This window comes from Pseudomonas kermanshahensis (assembly GCF_014269205.2).
GTDB classification, from domain to species: domain Bacteria; phylum Pseudomonadota; class Gammaproteobacteria; order Pseudomonadales; family Pseudomonadaceae; genus Aquipseudomonas; species Aquipseudomonas kermanshahensis.
Genome location: NZ_JABWRY020000001.1, coordinates 2,494,048 through 2,515,424 on the forward strand (window position 1 = coordinate 2,494,048; position 21,377 = coordinate 2,515,424).

Sequence of the window (21,377 nt, forward strand, 5' to 3'; positions counted from 1 at the left end):
CGAACAGTTTCAGGCAAACGAAGTGTTTACGGTCACATTCAGCGTTTGATTCTAGCGGGCGCGTTACGCTTCGTCATCAGGGGCGCAAGAGGGCCAGCGCAAAGTTGGCCCTCTTGGAAGTTGCAACAGTGTGCCGGGGTCAGAAACCTTCCAAAACAATCTTGCCCCGGGCCTGGCCACGCTCTATGAGGGCATGGGCACGCTTGAGGTTTTCCGCGTTGATGGTGCCGAAGTGCTCGCCGACGGTGGTCTTGAGTACACCTTCGTCGATAAGCGCTGATACCTTCTCGAGTAGTTCGTGTTGTTTGATCATGTCTTCGGTGTGGTAAAGCGAGCGCGTGAACATGAGTTCCCAGTGCAGCGACAGCGATTTGCGCTTGAGTGGCATGACGTCCAACTGCGCGGGGTCATCGATGAGTGCGAGTTTGCCTTGTGGGCGAAGCACCTCCACAAGCTGCGGCAGGTAGGTATCGGTATGCGTCAGGCTGATCACATAATCAACAGGATTGCCCCCGAGTGCTTCCAGTTGCAAGGCGATCGAAGCCGAATGGTCGATGACATGGTGGGCACCCAGTTCGCTGACCCATTGCTGGGTTTCGGGCCGGGAGGCGGTGCCGATGACCGTGAGTTGCGTGAGCTGCCGGGCCAGTTGCACCAGGATTGAGCCGACGCCGCCGCCAGCCCCGATCACCAACAGGCTTTGCCCCACGCCACCGCTCGGCGCGATACCCAGTCGATCAAACAACAGTTCCCAGGCAGTGATGGAGGTCAATGGCAACGCGGCGGCACTGGCATCGTCGAGGCTACGCGGTTTGTGCCCGACAATGCGTTCGTCGACCAGGTGATATTCGCTGTAGCTGCCCGGGCGATCGATGGCGCCGGCATAGAAGACCTCGTCGCCTGGCTGGAACAATGTGACCTCGGCGCCTACTTCGCGCACGATCCCCACCGCGTCCCACCCCAATACCTGTGGCTGGCCGGTCTGGCGTGAGGCGCGCACTTTGGTATCGACCGGGTTGACGGCAATGGCCTTGACCTCGACCAGCAGGTCTCGGGCGCCGGGTGTTGGCTTGGGCAGGTCTGTGTCGAACAGCGAATGTGGGTCTTGAATCGGCAAACCGGCTTGGGTGTATACGACGGCCTTCATTGGCATTACCTCAGTGGAATGGGAAGTTGGGCGCAGGCTATCCGCTTGGGTTTAGTCCAGAAACCCGCTGAATGAAGTAAGACTTTCACGCTGGGGGTGAAAATGGCGGAGCGAACGCTTTGGCTCATGGTGCAGCTCCGCGGGTAGGGACTGGCGCCATGATGCTCAAGTTTGCCTGCGGCTTAAATGACGCATAAAGTACTGATTCAGGACATGGCGTTAAGGAGCACAGCAATGCATCGAGTCGGCTATCTGATCACGGAGGGCTTCCAGGTCATGTCCCTGGCAACGCAGACCGTGTTCGAGTTCGCCAACCTTGTGGCGGGCGAAGAGGTCTACAGGATTCAGAACTACTCAATCGGCGGGGGGACTGTGCGCTCTTCTTTAGGGATGCACATCGATACGTTGCCCTTGGGGGCGCCGGGCCTCGCTGACAGCTGGATGGTCACTGGTACACTGACCCCGTTGACGCCGCCTTCCGACGACGTGCTGAAAAGCGTGCGGGGGTTTGTCGACGGTGCGCGTCGCACTGCTGGGTTGTGCACCGGTACATTTGTGCTCGCCCAAGCGGGTGTACTGGAGGGCCGTCGCGCCACCACGCACTGGGCCTACGCCAAAGCCTTGCAGCGCATGCACCCGCGAATCACGGTCGAGGACGACCGCATCTTCATCGTTGACGGCCCTGTGTGGACCTCGGCGGGGATGACCGCCGCGCTGGACATGGCGCTGGCGATGGTGGAAAAGGACTTGGGGGCTGAGCTTGCCCGTTCTATTGCGCACAAGCTGGTGATGCATCAACGCCGCTCTGGCGGCCAGTCGCAGCATTCGGAATTGTTGTCGCTGGCGCCCAAGTCAGACCGCATCCAGAGCGCGCTGGACTACGCGCGCAAGCACCTTAACCGCCCGCTCAGTGTTGAGGAACTGGCGGATGTGGTGCACCTGAGCCCCCGGCAATTCACCCGTGTGTTTACTGCGGAGACGGGGCAATCACCGGCCAAGGCGGTGGAAAGCCTGCGCCTGGAGGCCGCCCGGTTGATGATCGAGCAAAGCCGCCACAGCCTGGATACGGTGGCGAGGGAAACGGGGTTCAGGGATCGCCGCCATATGCGTGAGGTGTTCATGCGCGGCTTTGGCGTGCCGCCGCAGGCCGTGCGCAGGGATGCACGGCGGGTTATGTAGTGCCTGTCCCAGCCCTATGGGCTGGGATCAGGCTGACCATCAGCTACCTACGTAGCCAACTGTCTTCCCCGCCAGCCGATTACGCATCACCAGGTACGCCCCCAGCACAAACAGTGAGGTCACCGAGGTGAACCAGAACTGGAACCGCGAAGCCGGGTCGAATGCCTGGGTGATAATCACCGCCAGCAGTGCGAACAGCGCAACGATGTTGGCGTAAGGGAAGAACCACGCCCGGAACGCCGTAGGGTCGACCGCTTCATGCCGGGTTTTCCAGCGCATGGCGAAGTGGGCGACGATGATGAAGATCCACACGATCATCACGAACGTGCCGCTGCTCTTGGCCAGGGTCATGAACAGGTCGCCGCCGCTGACAAAGTGCACGGTCAGGATCAACAGGCAGATGCTCAGGCTCAGCAGCAGCGCATTGAGCGGTACCCCTTTGGACGTGGTGCGAGAGAACAGCTTCGGCGCATGCCCACGCTGGCTCAGCGAGAACAGCATGCGCGAGTTGGAGAACATGAAGGAGTTCATCACCGACATGAACGAGATGAACAACACGATCTTCATGGCCACTGCGGCGCCACTGAACCCGGCCAGGCTGAACAGCGACACATACGGGGACGCCAGGTTCTCCGTGTCTGTCCACGGCAGGCAGAGGATCAGGATCGACACCGAGCCGACATAGAACAACATCACTCGCAGAATGACGCTCTTGATGGCCCGGATGACGTTCTTGCGAGGGTTCTCTGATTCACCGGCGGCAACGGCAGCGATTTCACTCCCGCCCAGCGAGAAGATCACCACCACCACACCCGCCATGACCGGCGACAGGCCATTGGGCATGAAACCATCGTGCGCGGTCAGGTTGACCCAGCCAGGGGAAGGGATGTTGCTGTGCAGGCCGAGCAGAATCGAAAGCCCCAGCACCATGAAGATCAGAATGGTGGCGACCTTCATCGCGGCCAGCCAGTACTCCACTTCAGCGAAGGATTTGACCGAGTAGGCGTTGCTTGCCATCAGTGTCACCAGCATGATGAACGCGCCGGCCCAGATGGGTAGCCAAGGCAGAAAATCGTTGAGGATGGCGCCCAGCAGTACCGCCTCCAAGGTGATGGTCAGCATCGACTTTAGCCAGTACAGCCAGCCGACGGTAAACCCTGCCCATTCGCCGAGGTAGCTGTTGGCATAGGTTGAAAACGAGCCTGCATCCGGGTTGCGGCAGGCCATCTCGCCGAGCATGAACATCACCAGGGTGACCACAATGCCGCCGATGAAATACGACAGGATCGCGGCAGGCCCTGCCGAGGCAATCAACTTGCCCGACCCCATGAACAGCCCCGCGCCGATCACCCCGCCCAGCGCGATCATGGTGATGTGCCGTTGTTTCAGGCTTTGCTTCAGACTGTTGGATTGCATTTCCTTGTCCTCTCTTATTATCTGGGAGGCGTCGGCAATGATGCTGCAGTGCAAGGTTTGCCACTGCAGACATTGTCTGCCCCACCCACAGGCATCGTCGTGCGCCTGCGTCCACGCCCTGCAGCCTTTTATTCAGGCAATAGCTGTCAGGCTGGCCACCATGGGCAAAGCGGCCGTGCATCTCAAGCGAATTCTGCGCACAACATCCTGCGTTTTTTTCCTATGGGCGCAATGAAGGGCAGGATCGGCTGTGATTTGCTGGCTGGGGAATTGAGTGAAATGGGTTGGGGAAATGGTGCGTAGATCGAGCGCCGCGCGGGCGGCGCTCGATCTTATACCCCCAACAGGGCAATCATCGCCGGCACGGTCAACACCGCGGTGTAGTACCCCATGAACTGCACGCCGATGTTGAAACCGAGAAAGCGTGAGAGAAAACCACCCAGCAGGCCAATGGTGACAATCACCAGCAACCCCAACAGGCCGCCTTCCCAGATGCCAATCACCAGGATCAGGCCGACAAAGGTCGCGATCACCGCTTCGTGGCTGATGTTGCGCGACACATAGGCAGCAGCTCGGTGCGCGTAATTCATGGTGAAGGGGTAGGCGATCAGGATCGCGACCACCACCGCCAACATGCCGTAGCCCAGAAACTCCCAGGTACTGAGCAACGAATGCAGGTTATTCACCTCACCGCTTGCAGCATCGACGCTGAAGCGTGGCGGGGCGTTGAACAGCGGTGCGGCGGGGCCAGCAGCGACCGGGCTCAGCGGCAGGCCGAAGGCGATCAGCGGAATCAAGGCTTCGGCCAGGTAAGTCGATTCGGTGACGCCGTTGCGCGCGGTGATGACCGTGGTCAGGCGATGGTAGACGTGCTTGATCCGTGAACCGACGGCCTCGCCCATGATTACGGTCATCGCTACCGGGCTGAACACGAATGTGGCGCTGGAGACAACGGCAGTGATCGCCGTCCACAGGGTTTGCTTGCTGTCCAGTACGCGCAGCGGGTTGGGGAAGAACCCGCCCCAGCGCTTCACATCGGGCGACAACGAGAACGTGCGCACCTGCTGGCGGCGCATGCTGGCGCGTTCGGCGGGCGCGAGCAGGCAGAACAGCGCCGCAATCAACGGGCCGATAGCGATGCCGAGGAAGTAACTGACACTGAGCTTAACGCCGTACTGCGCGGTCAGGCTTTGCAGGCCGACAATCACCATGACGAACGGGATCAAGGTCAGCACCGCTGCCAGGCGGCCCTTGGAGAACCAGGCGATGGCCACTGCCGCCAGCAGGAAGACCCAGGGCGCGGCCTGTTTGATCATGTCGCCGAACGGCGCCAGCATCACGGCGAACAGCACTGCCATAGGTACCGCGATCAACGCTGCGATCACAGCTCCGGAAATCATCTTGCGCAGGGCAATGTGCGGCACGCCCAGGTTGCGCAGGAAGTTGGCTTCGCGCATCAGTGGCGTTGCCATGGTGTCGCCGGGGATACCCAACAGCGCGGTCGGTACCGCGTGGGTCATGTGCTTGGCCACGGCACCGGCCAGGAAGAACGTCAGCACACCGGCCGCTGGCACGCCCAGCAGCACCACCAGCAGGGTCAAGGGGGCGAGGGTAGTGGTTTCGTCGCTGCCGGAAATCAGGCCGATGCCGGCAAAGATCACCGCACCGAGGATGCCCATGCCCAGGGCTACGAGGAACTGATCCATCACCAAGGCGATCATGGCCGGCCTCCGTGGGCAGGGGCGGCCTGTACAGGCGCGGTAGCGGGGGCGCTCGGGTCGTTCTGCAGCGCAGGCAGGCCTTTTTCGTACTCGGCGAACAGGTCGTACAGGTCCATTTCCTTCAGCTCTGCAAGGGTCGCCGCAGGCAGGTCGGCGAGGCTGCCCAGCGGGCCGAACTCGTTCTGCAATTCGACCAGGATCTTGGCCCGCCAGGCAGGGTCGGCCAGGTGCTCGACCACAGTGCGCTTGGGCTTGAACAGCGCGGCACTGATGCCGCCACCGACCAGGCAGCCGACAATGCCAACCAACATTGCGTAGGCCCGTGCCATTTGCGCCGACGCCACCCAACCCACCAGCAGCTGTTGCGCGGTAAAGAACGCGCCGAGGCTGACCACGGCGCCAATGGCGATGGCGTAGACCAGGTGGCGACCGTCTACGGTGTCGCCCCAGACTTCGTACAGTTCGGACTTCATGAAGAATCTCCCACTGCCCTTGCGGGCTTTTATTGTTATGAACGTGAAGAGAGGACGTTTAAGCCATTGTGCGCTGGGCGAGCAGGGCGCGCGCTACCCCAGGCCGTCCCGCGCACCCACCTCGACCAGCCGTACCGCCTCCATTACGGCGCCCGCTTGTGCTTGAGCAGTTCTGCCGCTTTGTCAGCACGCACGTCGCGGGCCTCAACCATCTGCTTGATCAGCCAGTTCAGCTCGTCGCCGCGTGCCCCCGCCGACAGCGCAATGTTGCGCGCGTGCAAGGCCATATGGCCGCGCTGGATGCCTTCGGTCGACAGTGCCCGTAGCGCGCCAAGGTTTTGTGCAAGGCCGACGGCAACCGCGATTTCGGCCAGCTCCTGGGCGGTTTTAACCCCCAGGATGCGCAGTGACAGCTGCGCCAGGGGGTGCGTCTTGGTGGCGCCGCCGACCAGGCCGACCGGCATGGGCATCTCCAGGGTGCCGACCAGATGGCCCTGGCTGTCCTTCTCCCAGGTGGTCAGCGAACCGTAGTCTCCATTACGGCATGCATAGGCATGGGCGCCGGCCTCGACCGCACGCCAGTCATTTCCGGTGGCGACGATCAACGGGTCGATGCCATTCATGATGCCCTTGTTGTGGGTGGCGGCGCGGTACGGGTCGACCACGGCAAAGTTGTAGGCATCGAGGATGCCTTCGATGACCTCTTCACCTGTGTAGGCGCCGGTACTTAGCAGCTCTGGGGCAATACGCACCTGCGCGCGGGCCAGGCGCAGGTCGGCCAGGTTGGAGAGGATACGCAGGCGGACCTTGCCGCCGGTGATTTCTTCGAGCAAGGGTGCCACTGCCTCTGCCATGGTGTTGACCGTGTTGGCGCCCATGGCATCGCGTACGTCGACGATCAGGTGGGCCACCAGCATCGGCCCGCGCGGGCTCTGGGCGAAGGTATGCACCTCAATGTCACGGCAACCGCCCCCTAAGCTGTTGAGCAGCTGGTCCTTGCGGTTGGCCAGTTCGATGATTTCGTCTTTGTGGCGCAACAGGCTCAAGCGTGCATTGAAGGGGTCGGCGACCTCGACGATCTGTACCTGGGCGCGCATCAATGGCAGCGAACTCGACGTCTTGAAGCCGCCGGCCTCGCGTGCCAGCTTGGCCATGAACGAGGCCGCGGCGACCACCGAGGGCTCTTCCACCACCAACGGCACGATCACGTCGCGGCCGTTGATCTGGAAGTTGCTGGCCACCGCGTAGGGCAGCTCGAAGGTGCCGATCACGTTCTCGATCATGCCGTCGGCGATGTCCAACGGCAAGGCGCCGGCGTCTCGCAGCAGGGCGACGTCTGCCTGGGGCAGTTCGAGTGCGTCCTGCAAGTGGCTTAGGCGCTCAGCGGGTGACATGGCGCGGAACATGGGCAGGCGGGAGTCGATGCTCATGGGGAGGGGTACCTTGCAGTTATTGTTGTGAGTTGGCGCCACCGTAGTCCGATCTGTCTGGTGAAAGAAGGTACAGTTTGGCCAGACAGTACCTAAGCTGTACCCTTTGTTCAGACAAGGTATTCGGGACACCTGGCGATGGCGCGGCAGACACTCGCAGAGCAACTGGCAGCATCCTTGGCCGAGCAGATCGGCAACGGCACGTACCGCATTGGCGAACGCCTACCGTCCCTGCGCGAGTGCATGCGTTTGTTCGGCCATTCGAAAAACACCGTGATCAATGCCTATGAGTCGCTGGCCTCGCAAGGCCTGGTCGAAGCGCGCCACGGGCAAGGTTTTTTCGTCAAGCAGGGCGCGCCACGCAGCAACGAGCCAGAGGAGCCACTGCCCTACACCCGGGCGATGGACACCATTTGGCTGATGCGTCAGCAGTTCGTCCGCGAGCCTGGTCATTCCCCATTGGGCGAGGGCTTCCCGCCGGTGGAGTGGTTAATGGACATGCGCCTGGACAAGTTCACCCGGCAAATCATGCGCACCGGCGTCACCACGCTGTTTCGTTATGGCAACCGCCTGGGTAACGCCAGCCTGCGTCAACACCTGGTGCAAAAGCTGGCCAGCTATGCAATCACCGCCAGCCCCAGGCAAATCGTCACCACCCACGGCGCCAACCATGCGCTGGACCTGATCATTCGCCGCTTCATCGCCCCCGGCGACAGCGTGTTGGTGGAAGACCCTGGCTACTACCCGCTGTTTGGCAAGCTGCAGTTGCAAGGCGCACGCATGCTCTCGGTACCTCGGCTGGCAGATGGGCCGGATATCGAGGTGCTGGAGCAGCACCTGCGCCTGCATAAACCGAAGCTGTTCTTCATCCAGTCTGTCGGCCACAACCCGACGGGGTCTGATATTTCCCCCAGCAAGGCGCATCGGTTGGTGCAATTGGCTGAAGAACACAACTTCCTGCTGGTGGACGATGATGCAATGGCCGATTTCAAACCGGCCGCGGCAATCAAGGTGTCGGCATTGGACCAATTGCAGCGCTCACTGTATGTCGGCAGCTTCTCCAAGTCGGTGTCAGCGGCCTTGAGAGTGGGCTTTATCGCGGGCAGCAAAGAGCTGATCGATGAACTGGGCGACCTGAAGATGCTGCTGCACACCAGCACCTCGGAGCTGTGCGAGCGCACGGTCGACGTCATCCTCACCGAAGGGCACTTCCTGCGCCACGTGATCCGCCTTCAAGAGCGCTTGAAAGCCGCTACCAGCGCGGGCTTGCAGATGCTCGACGGGATCGGCGCCGAGGTATTCGCGCGGCCCGAGCAAAGCCTGTACCTGTGGGCCAGGTTTGCCCATGTCGACGACGCCAGGGAGCTGACCCGGCAATTACTGCCCAAGGGCTTCATGATTGCCCCAGGGCATATCTTTGCGCCGGAGCAGGCGCGGGTTAACCCTTGGACGCGCTTGAACGTGGCCTATTTGAATGATGCGTTGCTCAAGGCGGTGTTGGGGCGTGAGGCAGAGTAAGGTCAGTCTTGCGTGAAGTTGTCTCCTCAAGGGGACATGCATTTGCCGCACACCGCTTAAAGTCCTCTGCAAATCCGAAATGGCCCAGGCCAACAAGCATAACAATCCGGAGATGCAGTGCGATGCACACCCCCCTAGCCGAGCCTCGTCGCTCACTTTACTTCGATTACCAGGTTTTTCCTGCACACACCGTCAGCGTGAATCCCACCCCGGCGCAGCGATACCCTGTGGTGATTGTCGGTGCTGGCCCCATTGGCCTGACCACCGCGCTGGACCTGGCTCGCTACGGTCTACCGTCGATCGTTCTGGAGTCTGAACAGCAGGTCAGCGAAGGCAGCAGAGCCATCGTCTTCACCCGTCGATCGCTGGAAATTCTGCAGCAAGTCGGCCTCTCTGAACGCGTCACTTCGGCGGGCCTGGCCTGGCGCTTTGGCAATTCCTACTACCGTAATCAACGGGTGTTTCGCATGGAGGCGCCGCACGGCACGGACGACCGCTTCGCGCCCATGACCAACCTGCAGCAGCCTTGCCTGGAGCAGTTTCTGGTCGACGCCTGCCAGGCCAATCCGATGATCGAGCTGCGCTGGGGCAACCAGGTCAAAGCGCTGACCCAGGCTGACGATCACGCGACACTCATGGTCGATACCCCGGCAGGCGAGTACAGCCTGCAAGCCAATTGGGTAATTGCGGCCGATGGCGCCCGCTCGGCGATTCGAAGCTTGCTGGGCTTGCAACTGGAAGGCGCTTCGTACGAAGGGCGCTTTGTGATTGCCGACATCAAGATTGAGCTCGACCTGCCGACCGAACGCCTGGCGTTTTTCGACCCGCATTGGAACCCGGGCAATACCGTGCTCATGCACCGCGAGCCGGGCAATATCTGGCGCATCGATTATCAGTTGGCGCGCGATGAAACGCCGGAACAGGCCTTGTCTGCCGACTCCCTGCGCACGCGCATCAATGCACAGTTGGGCATCCTAGGGGTAGAGAACCCGCAGTGGGAACTGGACTGGTGTTCCGTTTACTCGGCGCGCGCACTGACACTGCCGAATTACCTGCATGATCGGGTCATTTTCACCGGCGATGCTGCGCACCTGTTGCCCATTTTCGGTGTGCGTGGCGCCAACACCGGCTTCCAGGACTGCCACGACCTGGGCTGGAAGCTGGCGTTGACCATCAAGGGCGTCGCCGGCCCGGGCCTGCTTGCCTCATACAGCGCGGAGCGGGTGGGGGCCGCGCGCGAGATCATTGCCGAAGCAGGGAAGAGTACCCGCTTCATGACGCCACCCACTTCGGGCTATCGCCTGTTGCGCGATGCCGTGTTGTCGCTGTCGCTGACCCAGGCTTTCGTGCGCCCGCTGTATCATTGGCGTACCTCTCGACCGCATGATTATGTGGACTCCGCACTCAACTACAGGCACGACGACAACTCACTTTTCACCTGCGGGCCTCACCAGGGAGCGCCTCTGCTGAATATTCGCCTAGGCGATGATCAGTTCCTGTTCGACAGGCTGGGGGCAGCATTCTACTTGTTGTATTTCACCGATGCGGGTGAAGTGCCAGGCGAGATTCAGGCACAGATTCAATCCCTTCGCGAGAACGGCGTCCCCCTGCAGTTGCTGGCGATCGCCAGTAATCGACAACGCGAGGTAAGTGGCGCTGACGGCTTGATAGACGACCACAACGGCCATCTGCGCACCCGTTATGGCGCTGCGGCAGGCAGTGCCTACCTGGTGCGCCCAGATCAGCACGTATGCGCCCGCTGGCAGCACCTCACTGGGCCCGCCTTGCGTGATGCCGTCGAAACCGCCTTGGGCAAGGAGTGAGAACATCATGGAACACAAGCAACTGACCATTAGCGACGTTGAACACCTGTACGACCAGCTCGCGGGGGCCCTCGATCAAATCTCAGCGGCAAAACGCGAACTGTTTCTGGTGAAACTGGCGCTGCTCAGTGCCCATGCCCTTGGCGACGCTGAGCAATTCCAGGCGCTGACGCACACAGCATTGCTGGACCTGTAACTAGCAGGCTCGCCCCTTGCAGTTGCCACCGGTTTGTCTGTTCAAACCGGTGAGCCTTCCTATAACAATAATCAGGAAGCCCCCCAATGACGCGTTGTCATATTGCGAACGCGGCCACCTCGACGGCCGCTGCTGAAGACCGCTACCAGCACGTGTGTAAAAAAATCTCGAAAAGGCTGATCGGCTTCTTGTTTGTCTGCTTCGTGCTGTCGTTTCTGGACCGCATCAACATCGGTTTCGCCGGCCTGACCATGATGGGCGATCTGGGCCTGACGGGTACTCAATTTGGCCTGGCCAGCACGTTTTTCTACATCGCTTACATTGCCTGTGGTATCCCCAGCAACATCGCTCTGGCGCGTATCGGCGCCCGTCGCTGGATTGGCAGCCTGATGATTGCCTGGGGGCTGGCGTCCACGTGCACGCTGTTTGCCACTGATGCCACCTCGCTTTACCTGTTGCGCATGCTCGTGGGGGTGACTGAGGCTGGGTTTCTGCCTGGCGTATTGCTTTACCTGACCTTTTGGTTCCCATCGGCCTATCGGGCCCGCGCCAATGCACTGTTCATGATCGCCATGCCGTTTACCGCCGGGTTCAGCTCTGCTTTGTCCGGGCTCATTCTGGGCTTGGACGGTATCTGGGGCCTGAAGGGCTGGCAGTGGCTGTTCTTGCTCGAAGGCCTGCCTTCAGTGGTGATGGGGTGCGTTGTGTTCAGTTATCTGGATGACCGCCCGCAGCAGGCGAAGTGGCTGGATAGCGAGGAACAGGCGTTGCTGCACCACGCCCTGTCTGCGGACCGGGCTTCTGGCTCAGCAGCCGCCACACAAGATGCTCGGAGTGTGTGGCGCGAACTGGCCTCTCCGCGGATCCTGCTGTTTTGTCTGGTTTATTTCTGCCTCGTCAATACATTGGCAATGATTGCCGTGTGGACGCCGTTGATCGTCAAAAGCTTCAACAGTGTCAGCAGTAATCAGTCGATTGGTTTACTGGCCGCTATCCCTCAAGTCTGCACCATCATCCTGATGATCGTCTGGGGTCTGCACTCGGACCGCACACGCGAGCGCCGCTGGCACCTGGTGCTGCCCATGCTAATGGCTGCGATAGGCTGGATCCTCACAGCAGTGTCGAGCTACCCCGCGATGCAATTGCTGGGGGTATGCATGGCGGCCAGCGGTTCCTACAGCGCCATGTCGATCTTCTGGACCACGCCTGACCAGGCGTTGAGTTTCAATGCCCGTGCGGTGGGGATTGCGGTGATCAACGCTGTGGGCAATATCGGCTCGGCCGTCAACCCGTTGGTCATCGGTTGGCTAAAAGACCTGACCTTGAGTTTCAGCTCAGGCTTTGCCTATGCCGCTACCTTGATGATACTGGGGGCACTGCTGGCCCTGCGCCTGCCGATCTCGACGCCAGAGCACCAGCCTTGAAGGGTGATAAAGTGTCAGGTACGTAGTTGGCATCAACCCTGCGCCTGACACGTTTAGAGAGTCTGCCATGCAATACTGGCCCTTGCGCCCCGGCAGTGGTGAGCACAGCCTCAACATTGCTCACACCGCCAACCTGTTTGCCAGGGTTGGCCAGAACCGCAGCCGTTTCCTCGCAGCAGATTTGCTGCAAGTGATCGGCACAGGCGTGCCATTGGCCCAATGCACGATCTTTGCTTATCCGAAGCGGCGCAATGCCGAGGTGTTCTCCTTTGCGGACCGGGCGCGAGAGGTCTCGCTGCCCGTGATTTCCAACAAGTATGTACAGCGCTTCTTTGGCCTGGACGGCAATCAGCTCGCTATGAGCCAAAACAGCTGCCTCGCCAACACCCTTGTGCAGCGCCAGTCCATCGATGACATCACGCACCCGGAGTACCGGCGCATTTGCTACGAGCAGCCACAGATTTCTGAACGCGTTGCCTTGCTGACGCTGTGCGAAAGCAACAGGTGGTTGTCGGTTAACTTCTACCGTGGCCGCGAGCATGGGCGGTTCTCTCAGCAGGAGATTCACTACTTGGAAGCCCTGGCGCCGCTGCTTATTCAGGCTGTACGCCTGCACTATCACGCCCACCTGCAAGCCAGCGAGATGCCGTTGTTGATGGCCGAGCGGGTGATGAAGCAGCAGCCTGTGGCGCTGACCTTGCGTGAGCAGGATCTGCTACGCCTGATGCTCAGCGGCCTTGCGGTGGAAGAGATTGCAGAGCAACTGGGCGTTCGGCCTGTCAGCGCGGCCACCTATGTGAAGCGACTTTACCGTAAACTGGGTATCAATGGGTTGCGCGAGCTGTTCGGGTTGGCCACGCAAGCTCAGTGGGTTTGAACTGTGCGGATCGATGATCCCATGAGGGCTCTATCATGCGCCGATTGATGATGTTGCTCGCCATCACAGCAATCGCAGGTTGCCAGGCGCCCATGCCGGCCGCCAACCCGCAGATGGCCTGGGTCGATTTCTCAGTGCCGTTCCCCAACGACAGGGTGCTGATGGCCGAACGTCTCGACAATCAGCGCCTGCGCGACGGTCGCTTTTTCCAGGTCAGCCCTGGCAGTCATGAGCTGATTGTCCGTTTCGACTTCGAGGCCAGCGGTGGCTCAGGCATGAGCATGATGGGGGGCAGCACCGTTCGCGAATGCTACCTGACCCTCAACTACCCGCACTTCAAGGCGGGCCAGCGCTACGTGCTGGAGGCGCGCTCGATGGCCTTGACGCCGGAGGCGCGGTTATACGATGCCCAAGGGCAGAAGGTTGCAGAGGTGAGCGAGTTCTATTGTCTTATGTGAGTGATACCGGCCGTATGAATCGTCCGCTGTTCGTTTCTCTGGATGGGCCCAAAGGCACCGGCAAGACCACCTTGCTGGAGGCCATTACAAAAGTATTGAGGGCAGGCAACATCAAGGTAATCCGGCTTTGCGAGCGCAATAACGACCCCAACAGGGGTGAAACCATGGCCTTGGTCAACCAACTTGCCAGAAACCCTTGCCGGGAACTGGAGTTAGGGGTTTGTGAGCGCTTGGCCGATAGCCGAAGCTGGATCTCACAGCATGTGCTGCCCAAGCAGCCACCTGGCAGCATCATCCTGATCGATCGCTGGTACCCCTCCGATGCCGCGTTTCGGCGGACAGTGCCGTTTGCGGAGATTCTGCGGTTGAACATCGAGCGAAACGTGCGCGTGCCAGACCTGCATGTCGGCGTGGTCACCGACCCTGAGGTTTCATGGGCGAGGGCCGCGGCGCGCTCGCGTGGGTTGGGGAGCACGGTGATGTTCAACCTGGGGGAACAGGTGGCCAGTACCGAGGCATTCGAGCGGGCGGTGGCGGAGCAGGGGTGGGTGTTGTGCCGGAATGAAGGGACGGTGGAAGAGGCGACGATGCAGGTGGTTTCGCAGATTTACAGGGTGTTGGGATGCCAGTAAACGCTGCTTGATCCACGTGGCGCGTGAAGAGATTCATGGTGGAGTACAAATGTACTTCCAGCTGCCGATTTCGAACCTAGATGACAGTATCAAAGGCCAGGGTGCTACCCGGCCGGGTACGGTCTATGCTCGAACCGTGAATCATGCATTGCCCTTCTACAGCCTGGCTGTTCGTCCTGGCTGATTACACTGTTCGCATCGCCACACATGGAGTACCCGGGATGGGCTGCATGTTGATCGCTCGTGCTGCTCTGAAGCCAGGTGGCCTATGGCGTGTGCTTATTGCTACAGCGCCTTCAGGCGGCAGAGGGCCGCAGCCATGAGCAATCCAGGGCGCGGCTATTCCTTGCAATGGCTGGTGGCGTTGGCCATTGTGCTGGGCATGTCGCTGCTGGGCGCGGGGCTTGCCTGGCAGGGCTATCGTGGTGTCCAGCAGACGCTGGTGGCTGCCGCCGGCGACACTGCCCGGCAGTTCGGCAATACCATCGATGAACGCGCCCGTCGCATGGTTGACCCCGTGCAAAGCAGCATCCGCCTGCTGGCCTTCAACCCGACGGCCAGCACCCTCGCGCAGCGCCTGGAGCGGTTGCCGCAACTGGTCGAAAGCCTCAACGCCAACAAGATGCTGAGCGCCGCTTATATGGGCTACCCCAATGGCGAGTTCTTGCTGGTGCGCAGGCTCAAGGACCCGCAACTGCTCCAGCGTTACGCCGCACCTGAAGGAACCGCGTTTCTGGTGCAGAGCGTCAGCAAGGGCGACGACGGCACGCTGCTGGGGGAGTGGCGGTTCTACGACCCGGCGCTGGCGCTACTCAAGTCCGAGGCCAAGCCGAACTACCGCTATGATCCCCGCGTACGCCCCTGGTTCGTCGAAGCATCCGGGCAATCCACCACTGTCTTTACCCACCCCTACGTGTTCTTCACCACCCGCGAGATCGGCATGACCATGGCCCAGCGCAGCGTCGACGGCGGCTCGGTGGTCGGCATGGACGTCTCGGTCGACGACCTGGCCAGCGAAACCCGCGACATGCGCATGACCGCAGGCACCGAGATCGCCGTGGTAGACGGGAAGGGCAGTGTGGTGGCGTACCCGGACCTGGCGCGGGTCATCGTGCATGAAGGGGAGGCCGTGCGCCTGTCCCGTATCACCGAGCTGGGCATCCCGAGCCTGGCACAGCTCTACGCGCGCTTGCCCCAGGGCAGCCAGCCTGAAGCGTTCCAGGTGGACGGTGAAACCTGGTACGGCATGCTCGAGCAACTGACGACCCTGGCCGGGCAAGACTTGCAGGTGCTGATTGCCGTGCCGGCCCACGAACTGCTGGCCGACGCACGCAAGGTGCTGGTCGAGCAGCTGCTCTGGGCCGCAGTGCTGATGGGCGTGTTGCTGCCGCTCGGCGGCTTGCTGGGCCGGCGAATCGGCCGCCCGCTGCGCCTTCTGGCCGATCAGGTGCGTGGCCTGGCCAGCTTCGATTTCAGCCGTGAGGTGGGGGTTGAGTCGCAGGTGACCGAGGTGCGTGAGTTGAGCCGGGTGCTTGGTCGCATGTCCGGGACTATCCGCAACTTCCAGGCGATCACCCTGACGCTCAGCCGTGAAAGCCAGTTGGAACACATGCTCGACGGGGTGCTCACCCCACTGGTGGATGCTGCCGGGGCCAGCGCTGGCGCGGTGTACCTGTTCGATGCCGAGCGCGACGTGTTGCGCCTGGCCGCCGCCTGCCGAGGCGAGGGCTACCCAGAGGCGTTGCCGATTGGCGAGCACGCCCCTGATAAGCTGGCGAACGCCGTGACACAGGCCCTGGCATTACAGGGCCGCGGTCACGCGGTGGTGCTCAATGATCGTGGTCATGCGTTGCTCGGCATCCTGGTGCTGCAGCTGGCAAGTGAGCAGGCGCTTGATGGAATGGGCGAACCGTTCCGACGCTTTGTCGAGGAACTGTCCGGCGCTGCTGCCGTGGCAATCGAGACCCGCCAGCTGGTCGAGGACCAGCAGCGCCTGCTCGATGCCATGATCAAGCTGCTGGCCGATGCCATCGATGCCAAGAGTGCCTACACCGGAGGCCACTGCGAACGCGTGCCGCAACTGGCGCAGATGCTGTTGGACAAGGCCGTGGCGGCCGACAGCGGCCCCTACGCCGGTTTCACCATGAGCGAGGCCGAGCGTTATGAGTTTCGGGTAGCGGCCTGGTTGCATGATTGCGGCAAAGTCACCAGCCCCGAATATGTGGTGGACAAGGCTACCAAGCTGGAGACCCTGTACAACCGCATCCATGAGGTGCGCATGCGCTTCGAGGTGCTCTGGCGCGACGCCGAGCTGGTGTACTGGCAAGGCGTGGCCAGCGGCGCGGATCGGCAGGTGCTGCAATGTACGCTTGATCAGAGCAAGGTTGAACTGCAGGAGGCGTTCGCCTTCGTCGCCAAGGCCAATATTGGCGGCGAGTGCATGCAGGACGAAGACGTCGAGCGTTTGCGCCGCATCGGCGAGCGGCGCTGGCAGCGCCATTTTGACAACCGCCTGGGCATCTCCCGCGACGAAGAGGCGCGCTTTGCCGGTGCGCCGCCTGTGCAACTGCCGGTGGACGAACCGCTACTGGCCGACCGCAGCGAACACCGGGTGCCCTGGGGGCCGCGCAAACCACCGGTAGCCAAAGGCGACCCGCGCAATGTCTGGGGTTTCGACATGCGCCTGCCGGCCAATGCCAGCGACCATGGCGAGTTGTACAACCTGTCGATCCGCCGCGGCACGCTGAACGACGAGGAGCGCTTCAAGATCAACGAACACATCGTACAGACCATCATCATGCTCAGTTCGCTGCCGTTTCCGCGCCAGATGCGGCGTGTGCCCGATATCGCCGGCAACCATCATGAAAAAATGGACGGCACTGGCTACCCGCGGCGGTTGGGCAAGGCAGACCTGGGTATCGCCGAACGGGTGATGGCGATCGCCGATATCTTCGAGGCACTGACGGCGGCGGATCGGCCGTACAAGGCGCCGAAGACCCTGTCCGAATCGGTGAAGATTCTGGTGTTCATGGCACGGGACAACCATGTGGATGGTGAACTGCTGAGCTTGTTCCTGAGCAGTGGCGTGTATCGGGAATATGGCGAGCGGTTCTTGCGGGCCGAGCAGATGGATGAGGTGGATGTGGGGTATTGGTTACAGCAGATCTAGGGGAGCCATAGCTCGAAATTGCGAACGCGCACTGTAGAATCCGCCTTGGCGGCGATGCGACCGTTTCAGGTCCATTCGCCGGCAGGCGGATACCTACGCTTTGCGCGGATTACTTGATCAGCGGTACGCCACTGAGCTTCTGCAACGCGTCGAAGTCGATGTCGGCACAGATCTCGACCACTTTCAGCCCGTCGGACGTCACGTCCAGCACGGCCAGGTCGGTGTAGATGCGGCTGACGCACCCAATGCCAGTCAGCGGATAAGTGCACTCGGGCACGATCTTGCTTTCGCCGGACTTGGTCAGGTGGTCCATCATCACGAACACCTGGCGGGCGCCGGTGGCCAGGTCCATCGCGCCGCCTACGGCCGGGATCGAGCCTTCGGCGCCGGTGTGCCAGTTGGCCAGGTCACCTTTGGCCGACACTTGGAAGGCGCCCAGTACGGCGATGTCCAGGTGGCCGCCACGCATCATCGAGAAGGAGTCGGCGTGGTGGAAGAAGGCACCCCCGGTGAGCAGGGTCACGTGCTGCTTGCCGGCGTTGATCAGGTCATCGTCTTCTTCGCCCGGCGCGGGGCTTGGGCCCATGCCCAGCAGGCCGTTCTCGCTGTGCAGGAACACTTCCTTGTCGCCCAGGTAGTTGGCCACCATGGTCGGTGCGCCGATGCCCAGGTTGACGTAGGCGCCTTCCTGAATGTCTGCGGCCACGCGCTGGGCCATCTCGGTGCGGGAGAGCTTTTTGGTGATGGTCATGGCAGGCCTCAGACAGCGTTGGCGATCGAAGAAGCGGCAGCGCCGGTGACGGCGACCACGCGCTGGACGAAGATACCCGGGGTGATGATGTGTTCCGGGTCCAGTTCACCGAGTTCGACAATCTGGTCGACCTGGGCAATGGCGGTTTTGGCGGCCATGGCCATGATCGGGCCGAAGTTGCGAGCGGCCTTGCGGTAAACCAGGTTGCCCCAACGGTCACCCTTGTGCGCCTTGATCAGCGCGAAGTCAGCGTGCAGCGGCATTTCCAGGACGTACTGGCGGCCGTCGATCTCACGGGTTTCTTTGCCTTCGGCCAGTAGGGTGCCGTAGCCGGTCGGCGAGAAGAACGCACCGATGCCCGAGCCCGCGGCGCGGATACGCTCGGCCAGGTTACCTTGTGGTACCACTTCGAGTTCGATCTTGCCGGCCCGGAACAGTTCGTCGAAGACATAGGAGTCGGACTGGCGCGGGAACGAGCAGACCACCTTGCGCACGCTGCCCGCCTTGAGCAGCGCGGCCAGACCGACCTCACCGTTGCCGGCGTTGTTGCTGATGATGGTCAGGTCGCGGGTACCGGTGGCGATCAGAGCATCAATCAGCTCAGACGGCATACCGGCAGTACCGAAGCCACCGACCATGATGGTCGAACCGTCGGTGATGCCTTCCACCGCGCTGGCGATGGACTCAAACGTTTTATTGATCAAAGCGAGCTCCTGGTTTTTCCTGGAGTAGGGATTGTCGACCTGGCCGGCGCGCTTCGAAGCGACTGGGCCAGTCAGCGCCTAGGAAATGTTTGCTGACTGCCGATAGCGTGCCGCAAGATTGGGCACAAGTAGAGAGAGGGGAGCGGATTTTGTGCGATTATCGAACTATTGTGCGGTGTGCGGGTATTGTTGATGGGCATCTCAGCCCAGGTTTTCTTTGAATCGTGCTGGCGTCATTGCGCAAATTACAGGTCGTTTTCTCTACCCGCGAGATACTCGAACAGCTTGGCCGCCTCAGGCGATAGCTGGGTCTCACCTGCAACCCCTACATACAGCGTTCGCATGGCCCAGTCATCGGTGAGCCTGATGGCTTGGATCTGCGTCCCTAGCAGCTCTTTCCTCACTGATGCCAGTGGCAGAACGCCCACGCCAAGGCCGGCCTCGATCATCCTGCAGATCCCATCGAAGCTGCTGACCTGAATGCGAACCTTCAGCATCTTTCCGTTCGCTACTGCTGCGTCAGTCAAGCGCCGCAGCAGGGAACTGCCTTGGTTGAGTGCCACGAAATCGTAGTCTAGCGCGTCCGCCAGCGCTATCTCGCTCGATGCAGTCAGTGGGTGATCAGTGGGCACCAGCAGCACCAGTTGATCACGCCGGTAGACCCTCTTCAACAGCCCCTCAGACGCGACGTTGTCAGCAAAAATCCCGATGTCAGCTCGGCCATTGAAAACAGCGTCCACAATGTCGTCGCTGAGCGCTTCGTCCATCCCTATGCGGACATGCGGGTTATCGGCAAGGTAGCACGCCAGATCCTGGGGTAGAAATTGCACGACAGCAGACGTGTTGGCGGTCAGTCGAACGTGACCCCGCACCCCCATGGCAAAGTCATTTGCATCGCAGGCCATACGGTTGACGCTCTCGAGTATATGCCGAGCGTGATCAGCGATGCCTCGACCCGCTGCAGTCAATTCCACCCCGCGTGGCAAACGGACGAACAGTGCGCAGTCGGTAATTCGCTCTAGCTCAGACAGGCGCTTGCTTGCGGTAGAGAGCGTCATGTTTGCGCGATGGGCCGCTTGGGTCAGATTGAGCGTTTCTGCCGCGAAGACCAGGAGGCGTAGGGATACCAAATCAACATGTAGAAGGCTCATCAACGGCTCCTAGCCTTTCGATTTTGGAAAGGGTACTGGATAATTTCGCAATTTTCATCATGCACAATGAGAGGGATCATCCTGCCATAACAACCAACAAGAGCGGATGACGCCATGACCCTCCCATTACAAGGCATCAAGGTCATCGAAATGGGGCAGCTGATTGCTGGCCCGTTTGCTGCCAAGATGCTCGCCGAGTTCGGTGCCGACGTTATCAAGATCGAGCCACCTGTGACCGGCGACCCTCTGCGCAAATGGCGCATGCTCCACAACGGAACGTCCGTATGGTGGGCTTCTCAATCGCGTAACAAGCGCTCTATTACGCTGGATCTGCGTCAGGCTGAGGCCCATGATGTGGTCAAACGGCTGGTTGGAGACGCTGATATCCTCATCGAAAACTTCCGCCCCGGCACGCTTGAAAAGTGGGGCCTAGGGTGGGACGTCCTGCGCGAAATCAACCCACGCCTGGTCATGCTGCGTGTGTCTGGCTACGGGCAGAGCGGCCCTTACCGTGACTTACCGGGCTTTGGTGTCATTGGAGAGGCCATGGGGGGCTTACGCCATCTTTCTGGTGAGCCAGGGCGTACGCCTGTGCGGGTTGGGGTGTCGATCGGTGACTCTCTGTCTGCGCTTCATGGGGTGATTGGCGTTCTTCTGGCTTTGCGCCATAGAGAGCAGAACAACGGCGAGGGGCAGCAGGTTGATGTCGCGCTGTACGAGTCTGTGTTCAACATGATGGAAAGCCTGATCCCTGAGTACTCGGTATTCGAGTCCATTCGCCAACCGGCTGGCAGCAGCCTGCCTGGGATCGCACCCACAAACGCATACCGTTGCAAGGATGGAAAGTATGCGCTGATCGCTGGTAATGGGGACAGCATCTATCGCCGCCTGATGGAGAAGATTGATCGTCCCGATCTCGCCAATGATCCTGAGCTTGAGCAGAACGATGGCCGCGTTCGACACGTGGCCCGCATCGACGCTGCGATCTCAACCTGGACGGCCGAGCGCTCGCTTGAAGAAGTCCTGGATGCGCTGAACGATGCGCGCATTCCTGCCGGCAAGATCTACGACGCCGCCGATATCGCAGCCGACCCCCATTACCAGGCTCGTGACATGTTGCTGGCGAGCACGCTGGACGATGGAACACCGGTCACCCTGCCAGGTATCGTGCCCAAGCTCCTTTCCACGCCAGGGCAATTGCGATCAAGGGCACCGACCCTCGGCGAGCACACCGACCACGTCTTGAATGCGTACGGCATCGATGCGCAAACCCGTGAACAGTGGCGCGCACGCGGCATTATTTGAAGT

Annotated in this window: 18 protein-coding genes; 10 read left to right on the top strand and 8 right to left on the bottom strand. The window is 61.0% G+C overall.

Going from position 1 to position 21,377, the window contains the following annotated elements:
* Positions 1 to 139 precede the first annotated feature (139 nt).
* Complete coding sequence (locus tag HU764_RS11510; RefSeq protein WP_186678394.1) at positions 140 to 1,147, bottom strand: zinc-binding alcohol dehydrogenase family protein; 1,008 nt, start codon at positions 1,145 to 1,147, stop codon at positions 140 to 142.
* A gap of 234 nt (positions 1,148 to 1,381) precedes the next feature.
* Here HU764_RS11510 and HU764_RS11515 point away from each other — a divergent pair, with 234 nt between their 5' ends.
* Entirely contained in the window at positions 1,382 to 2,326 is a 945-nt protein-coding gene (locus HU764_RS11515; protein WP_186702766.1) for a GlxA family transcriptional regulator, read from the top strand.
* 39 nt (positions 2,327 to 2,365) lie between these two features.
* On the opposite strand, the gene HU764_RS11520 is transcribed toward HU764_RS11515, so the two are convergent.
* The 4 genes from HU764_RS11520 to HU764_RS11535 all read right to left on the bottom strand — a co-directional run bounded on the left by HU764_RS11520 (position 2,366) and on the right by HU764_RS11535 (position 7,366).
* The gene (locus tag HU764_RS11520) at positions 2,366 to 3,742 is read right to left on the bottom strand and encodes an amino acid permease (protein ID WP_186702767.1); all 1,377 of its coding nucleotides are present in this window, start codon (positions 3,740 to 3,742) and stop codon (positions 2,366 to 2,368) included.
* A 332-nt stretch (positions 3,743 to 4,074) separates the two neighbouring features.
* The gene (locus HU764_RS11525) at positions 4,075 to 5,463 is read right to left on the bottom strand and encodes a tripartite tricarboxylate transporter permease (protein WP_186702768.1); all 1,389 of its coding nucleotides are present in this window, start codon (positions 5,461 to 5,463) and stop codon (positions 4,075 to 4,077) included.
* The gene (locus tag HU764_RS11530) at positions 5,460 to 5,936 is read right to left on the bottom strand and encodes a hypothetical protein (RefSeq protein ID WP_186702769.1); all 477 of its coding nucleotides are present in this window, start codon (positions 5,934 to 5,936) and stop codon (positions 5,460 to 5,462) included. Before HU764_RS11530 ends, HU764_RS11525 begins: the two co-directional genes overlap by 4 nt.
* Positions 5,937 to 6,079: 143 nt before the next feature.
* Positions 6,080 to 7,366 (bottom strand): hydroxymethylglutaryl-CoA reductase, degradative, encoded by a 1,287-nt coding sequence (locus tag HU764_RS11535; protein WP_186702770.1) that lies wholly within the window; start codon positions 7,364 to 7,366, stop codon positions 6,080 to 6,082.
* A gap of 138 nt (positions 7,367 to 7,504) precedes the next feature.
* Here HU764_RS11535 and HU764_RS11540 point away from each other — a divergent pair, with 138 nt between their 5' ends.
* From HU764_RS11540 to HU764_RS11575, 8 genes are all read left to right on the top strand, one after another.
* Positions 7,505 to 8,884 carry an aminotransferase-like domain-containing protein gene (locus tag HU764_RS11540; RefSeq protein WP_186702771.1) on the top strand — a complete coding sequence of 460 codons (1,380 nt, stop codon included), beginning with the start codon at positions 7,505 to 7,507 and terminating at the stop codon, positions 8,882 to 8,884.
* 122 nt (positions 8,885 to 9,006) lie between these two features.
* On the top strand, positions 9,007 to 10,707 hold the full coding sequence (locus HU764_RS11545) for an FAD-dependent monooxygenase (RefSeq protein WP_186702772.1): 1,701 nt from the start codon (positions 9,007 to 9,009) through the stop codon (positions 10,705 to 10,707).
* A gap of 7 nt (positions 10,708 to 10,714) precedes the next feature.
* The gene (locus HU764_RS11550; RefSeq protein ID WP_186678426.1) at positions 10,715 to 10,903 is read left to right on the top strand and encodes a DUF2783 domain-containing protein; all 189 of its coding nucleotides are present in this window, start codon (positions 10,715 to 10,717) and stop codon (positions 10,901 to 10,903) included.
* A gap of 86 nt (positions 10,904 to 10,989) precedes the next feature.
* The gene (locus tag HU764_RS11555) at positions 10,990 to 12,327 is read left to right on the top strand and encodes an MFS transporter (protein ID WP_186678428.1); all 1,338 of its coding nucleotides are present in this window, start codon (positions 10,990 to 10,992) and stop codon (positions 12,325 to 12,327) included.
* Between the two features lie 67 nt (positions 12,328 to 12,394).
* The gene (locus HU764_RS11560) at positions 12,395 to 13,204 is read left to right on the top strand and encodes a response regulator transcription factor (RefSeq protein WP_186702773.1); all 810 of its coding nucleotides are present in this window, start codon (positions 12,395 to 12,397) and stop codon (positions 13,202 to 13,204) included.
* Positions 13,205 to 13,239: 35 nt separating this feature from the next.
* Positions 13,240 to 13,662, top strand: coding sequence for a PA0061/PA0062 family lipoprotein (locus HU764_RS11565; protein WP_099454204.1), 423 nt, complete (start codon positions 13,240 to 13,242; stop codon positions 13,660 to 13,662).
* A gap of 14 nt (positions 13,663 to 13,676) precedes the next feature.
* Positions 13,677 to 14,294: a dTMP kinase gene (locus HU764_RS11570; RefSeq protein ID WP_186702774.1), complete on the top strand. Its 618-nt coding sequence runs from the start codon at positions 13,677 to 13,679 to the stop codon at positions 14,292 to 14,294.
* A gap of 319 nt (positions 14,295 to 14,613) precedes the next feature.
* Positions 14,614 to 17,463 carry an HD domain-containing phosphohydrolase gene (locus tag HU764_RS11575; RefSeq protein WP_186702775.1) on the top strand — a complete coding sequence of 950 codons (2,850 nt, stop codon included), beginning with the start codon at positions 14,614 to 14,616 and terminating at the stop codon, positions 17,461 to 17,463.
* Positions 17,464 to 17,572: 109 nt separating this feature from the next.
* On the opposite strand, the gene HU764_RS11580 is transcribed toward HU764_RS11575, so the two are convergent.
* From HU764_RS11580 to HU764_RS11590, 3 genes are all read right to left on the bottom strand, one after another.
* Positions 17,573 to 18,214 carry a 3-oxoacid CoA-transferase subunit B gene (locus tag HU764_RS11580; protein ID WP_099429294.1) on the bottom strand — a complete coding sequence of 214 codons (642 nt, stop codon included), beginning with the start codon at positions 18,212 to 18,214 and terminating at the stop codon, positions 17,573 to 17,575.
* An 8-nt stretch (positions 18,215 to 18,222) separates the two neighbouring features.
* Complete coding sequence (locus HU764_RS11585) at positions 18,223 to 18,918, bottom strand: 3-oxoacid CoA-transferase subunit A (RefSeq protein ID WP_027593311.1); 696 nt, start codon at positions 18,916 to 18,918, stop codon at positions 18,223 to 18,225.
* Between the two features lie 245 nt (positions 18,919 to 19,163).
* The gene (locus HU764_RS11590) at positions 19,164 to 20,069 is read right to left on the bottom strand and encodes a LysR family transcriptional regulator (protein ID WP_412764911.1); all 906 of its coding nucleotides are present in this window, start codon (positions 20,067 to 20,069) and stop codon (positions 19,164 to 19,166) included.
* Between the two features lie 114 nt (positions 20,070 to 20,183).
* Between HU764_RS11590 and HU764_RS11595 the strand changes: the two genes are divergently transcribed.
* Positions 20,184 to 21,374, top strand: a complete 1,191-nt coding sequence (locus HU764_RS11595; RefSeq protein WP_186702776.1) for a CaiB/BaiF CoA transferase family protein — start codon at positions 20,184 to 20,186, stop codon at positions 21,372 to 21,374.
* Positions 21,375 to 21,377: the final 3 nt, after the last annotated feature.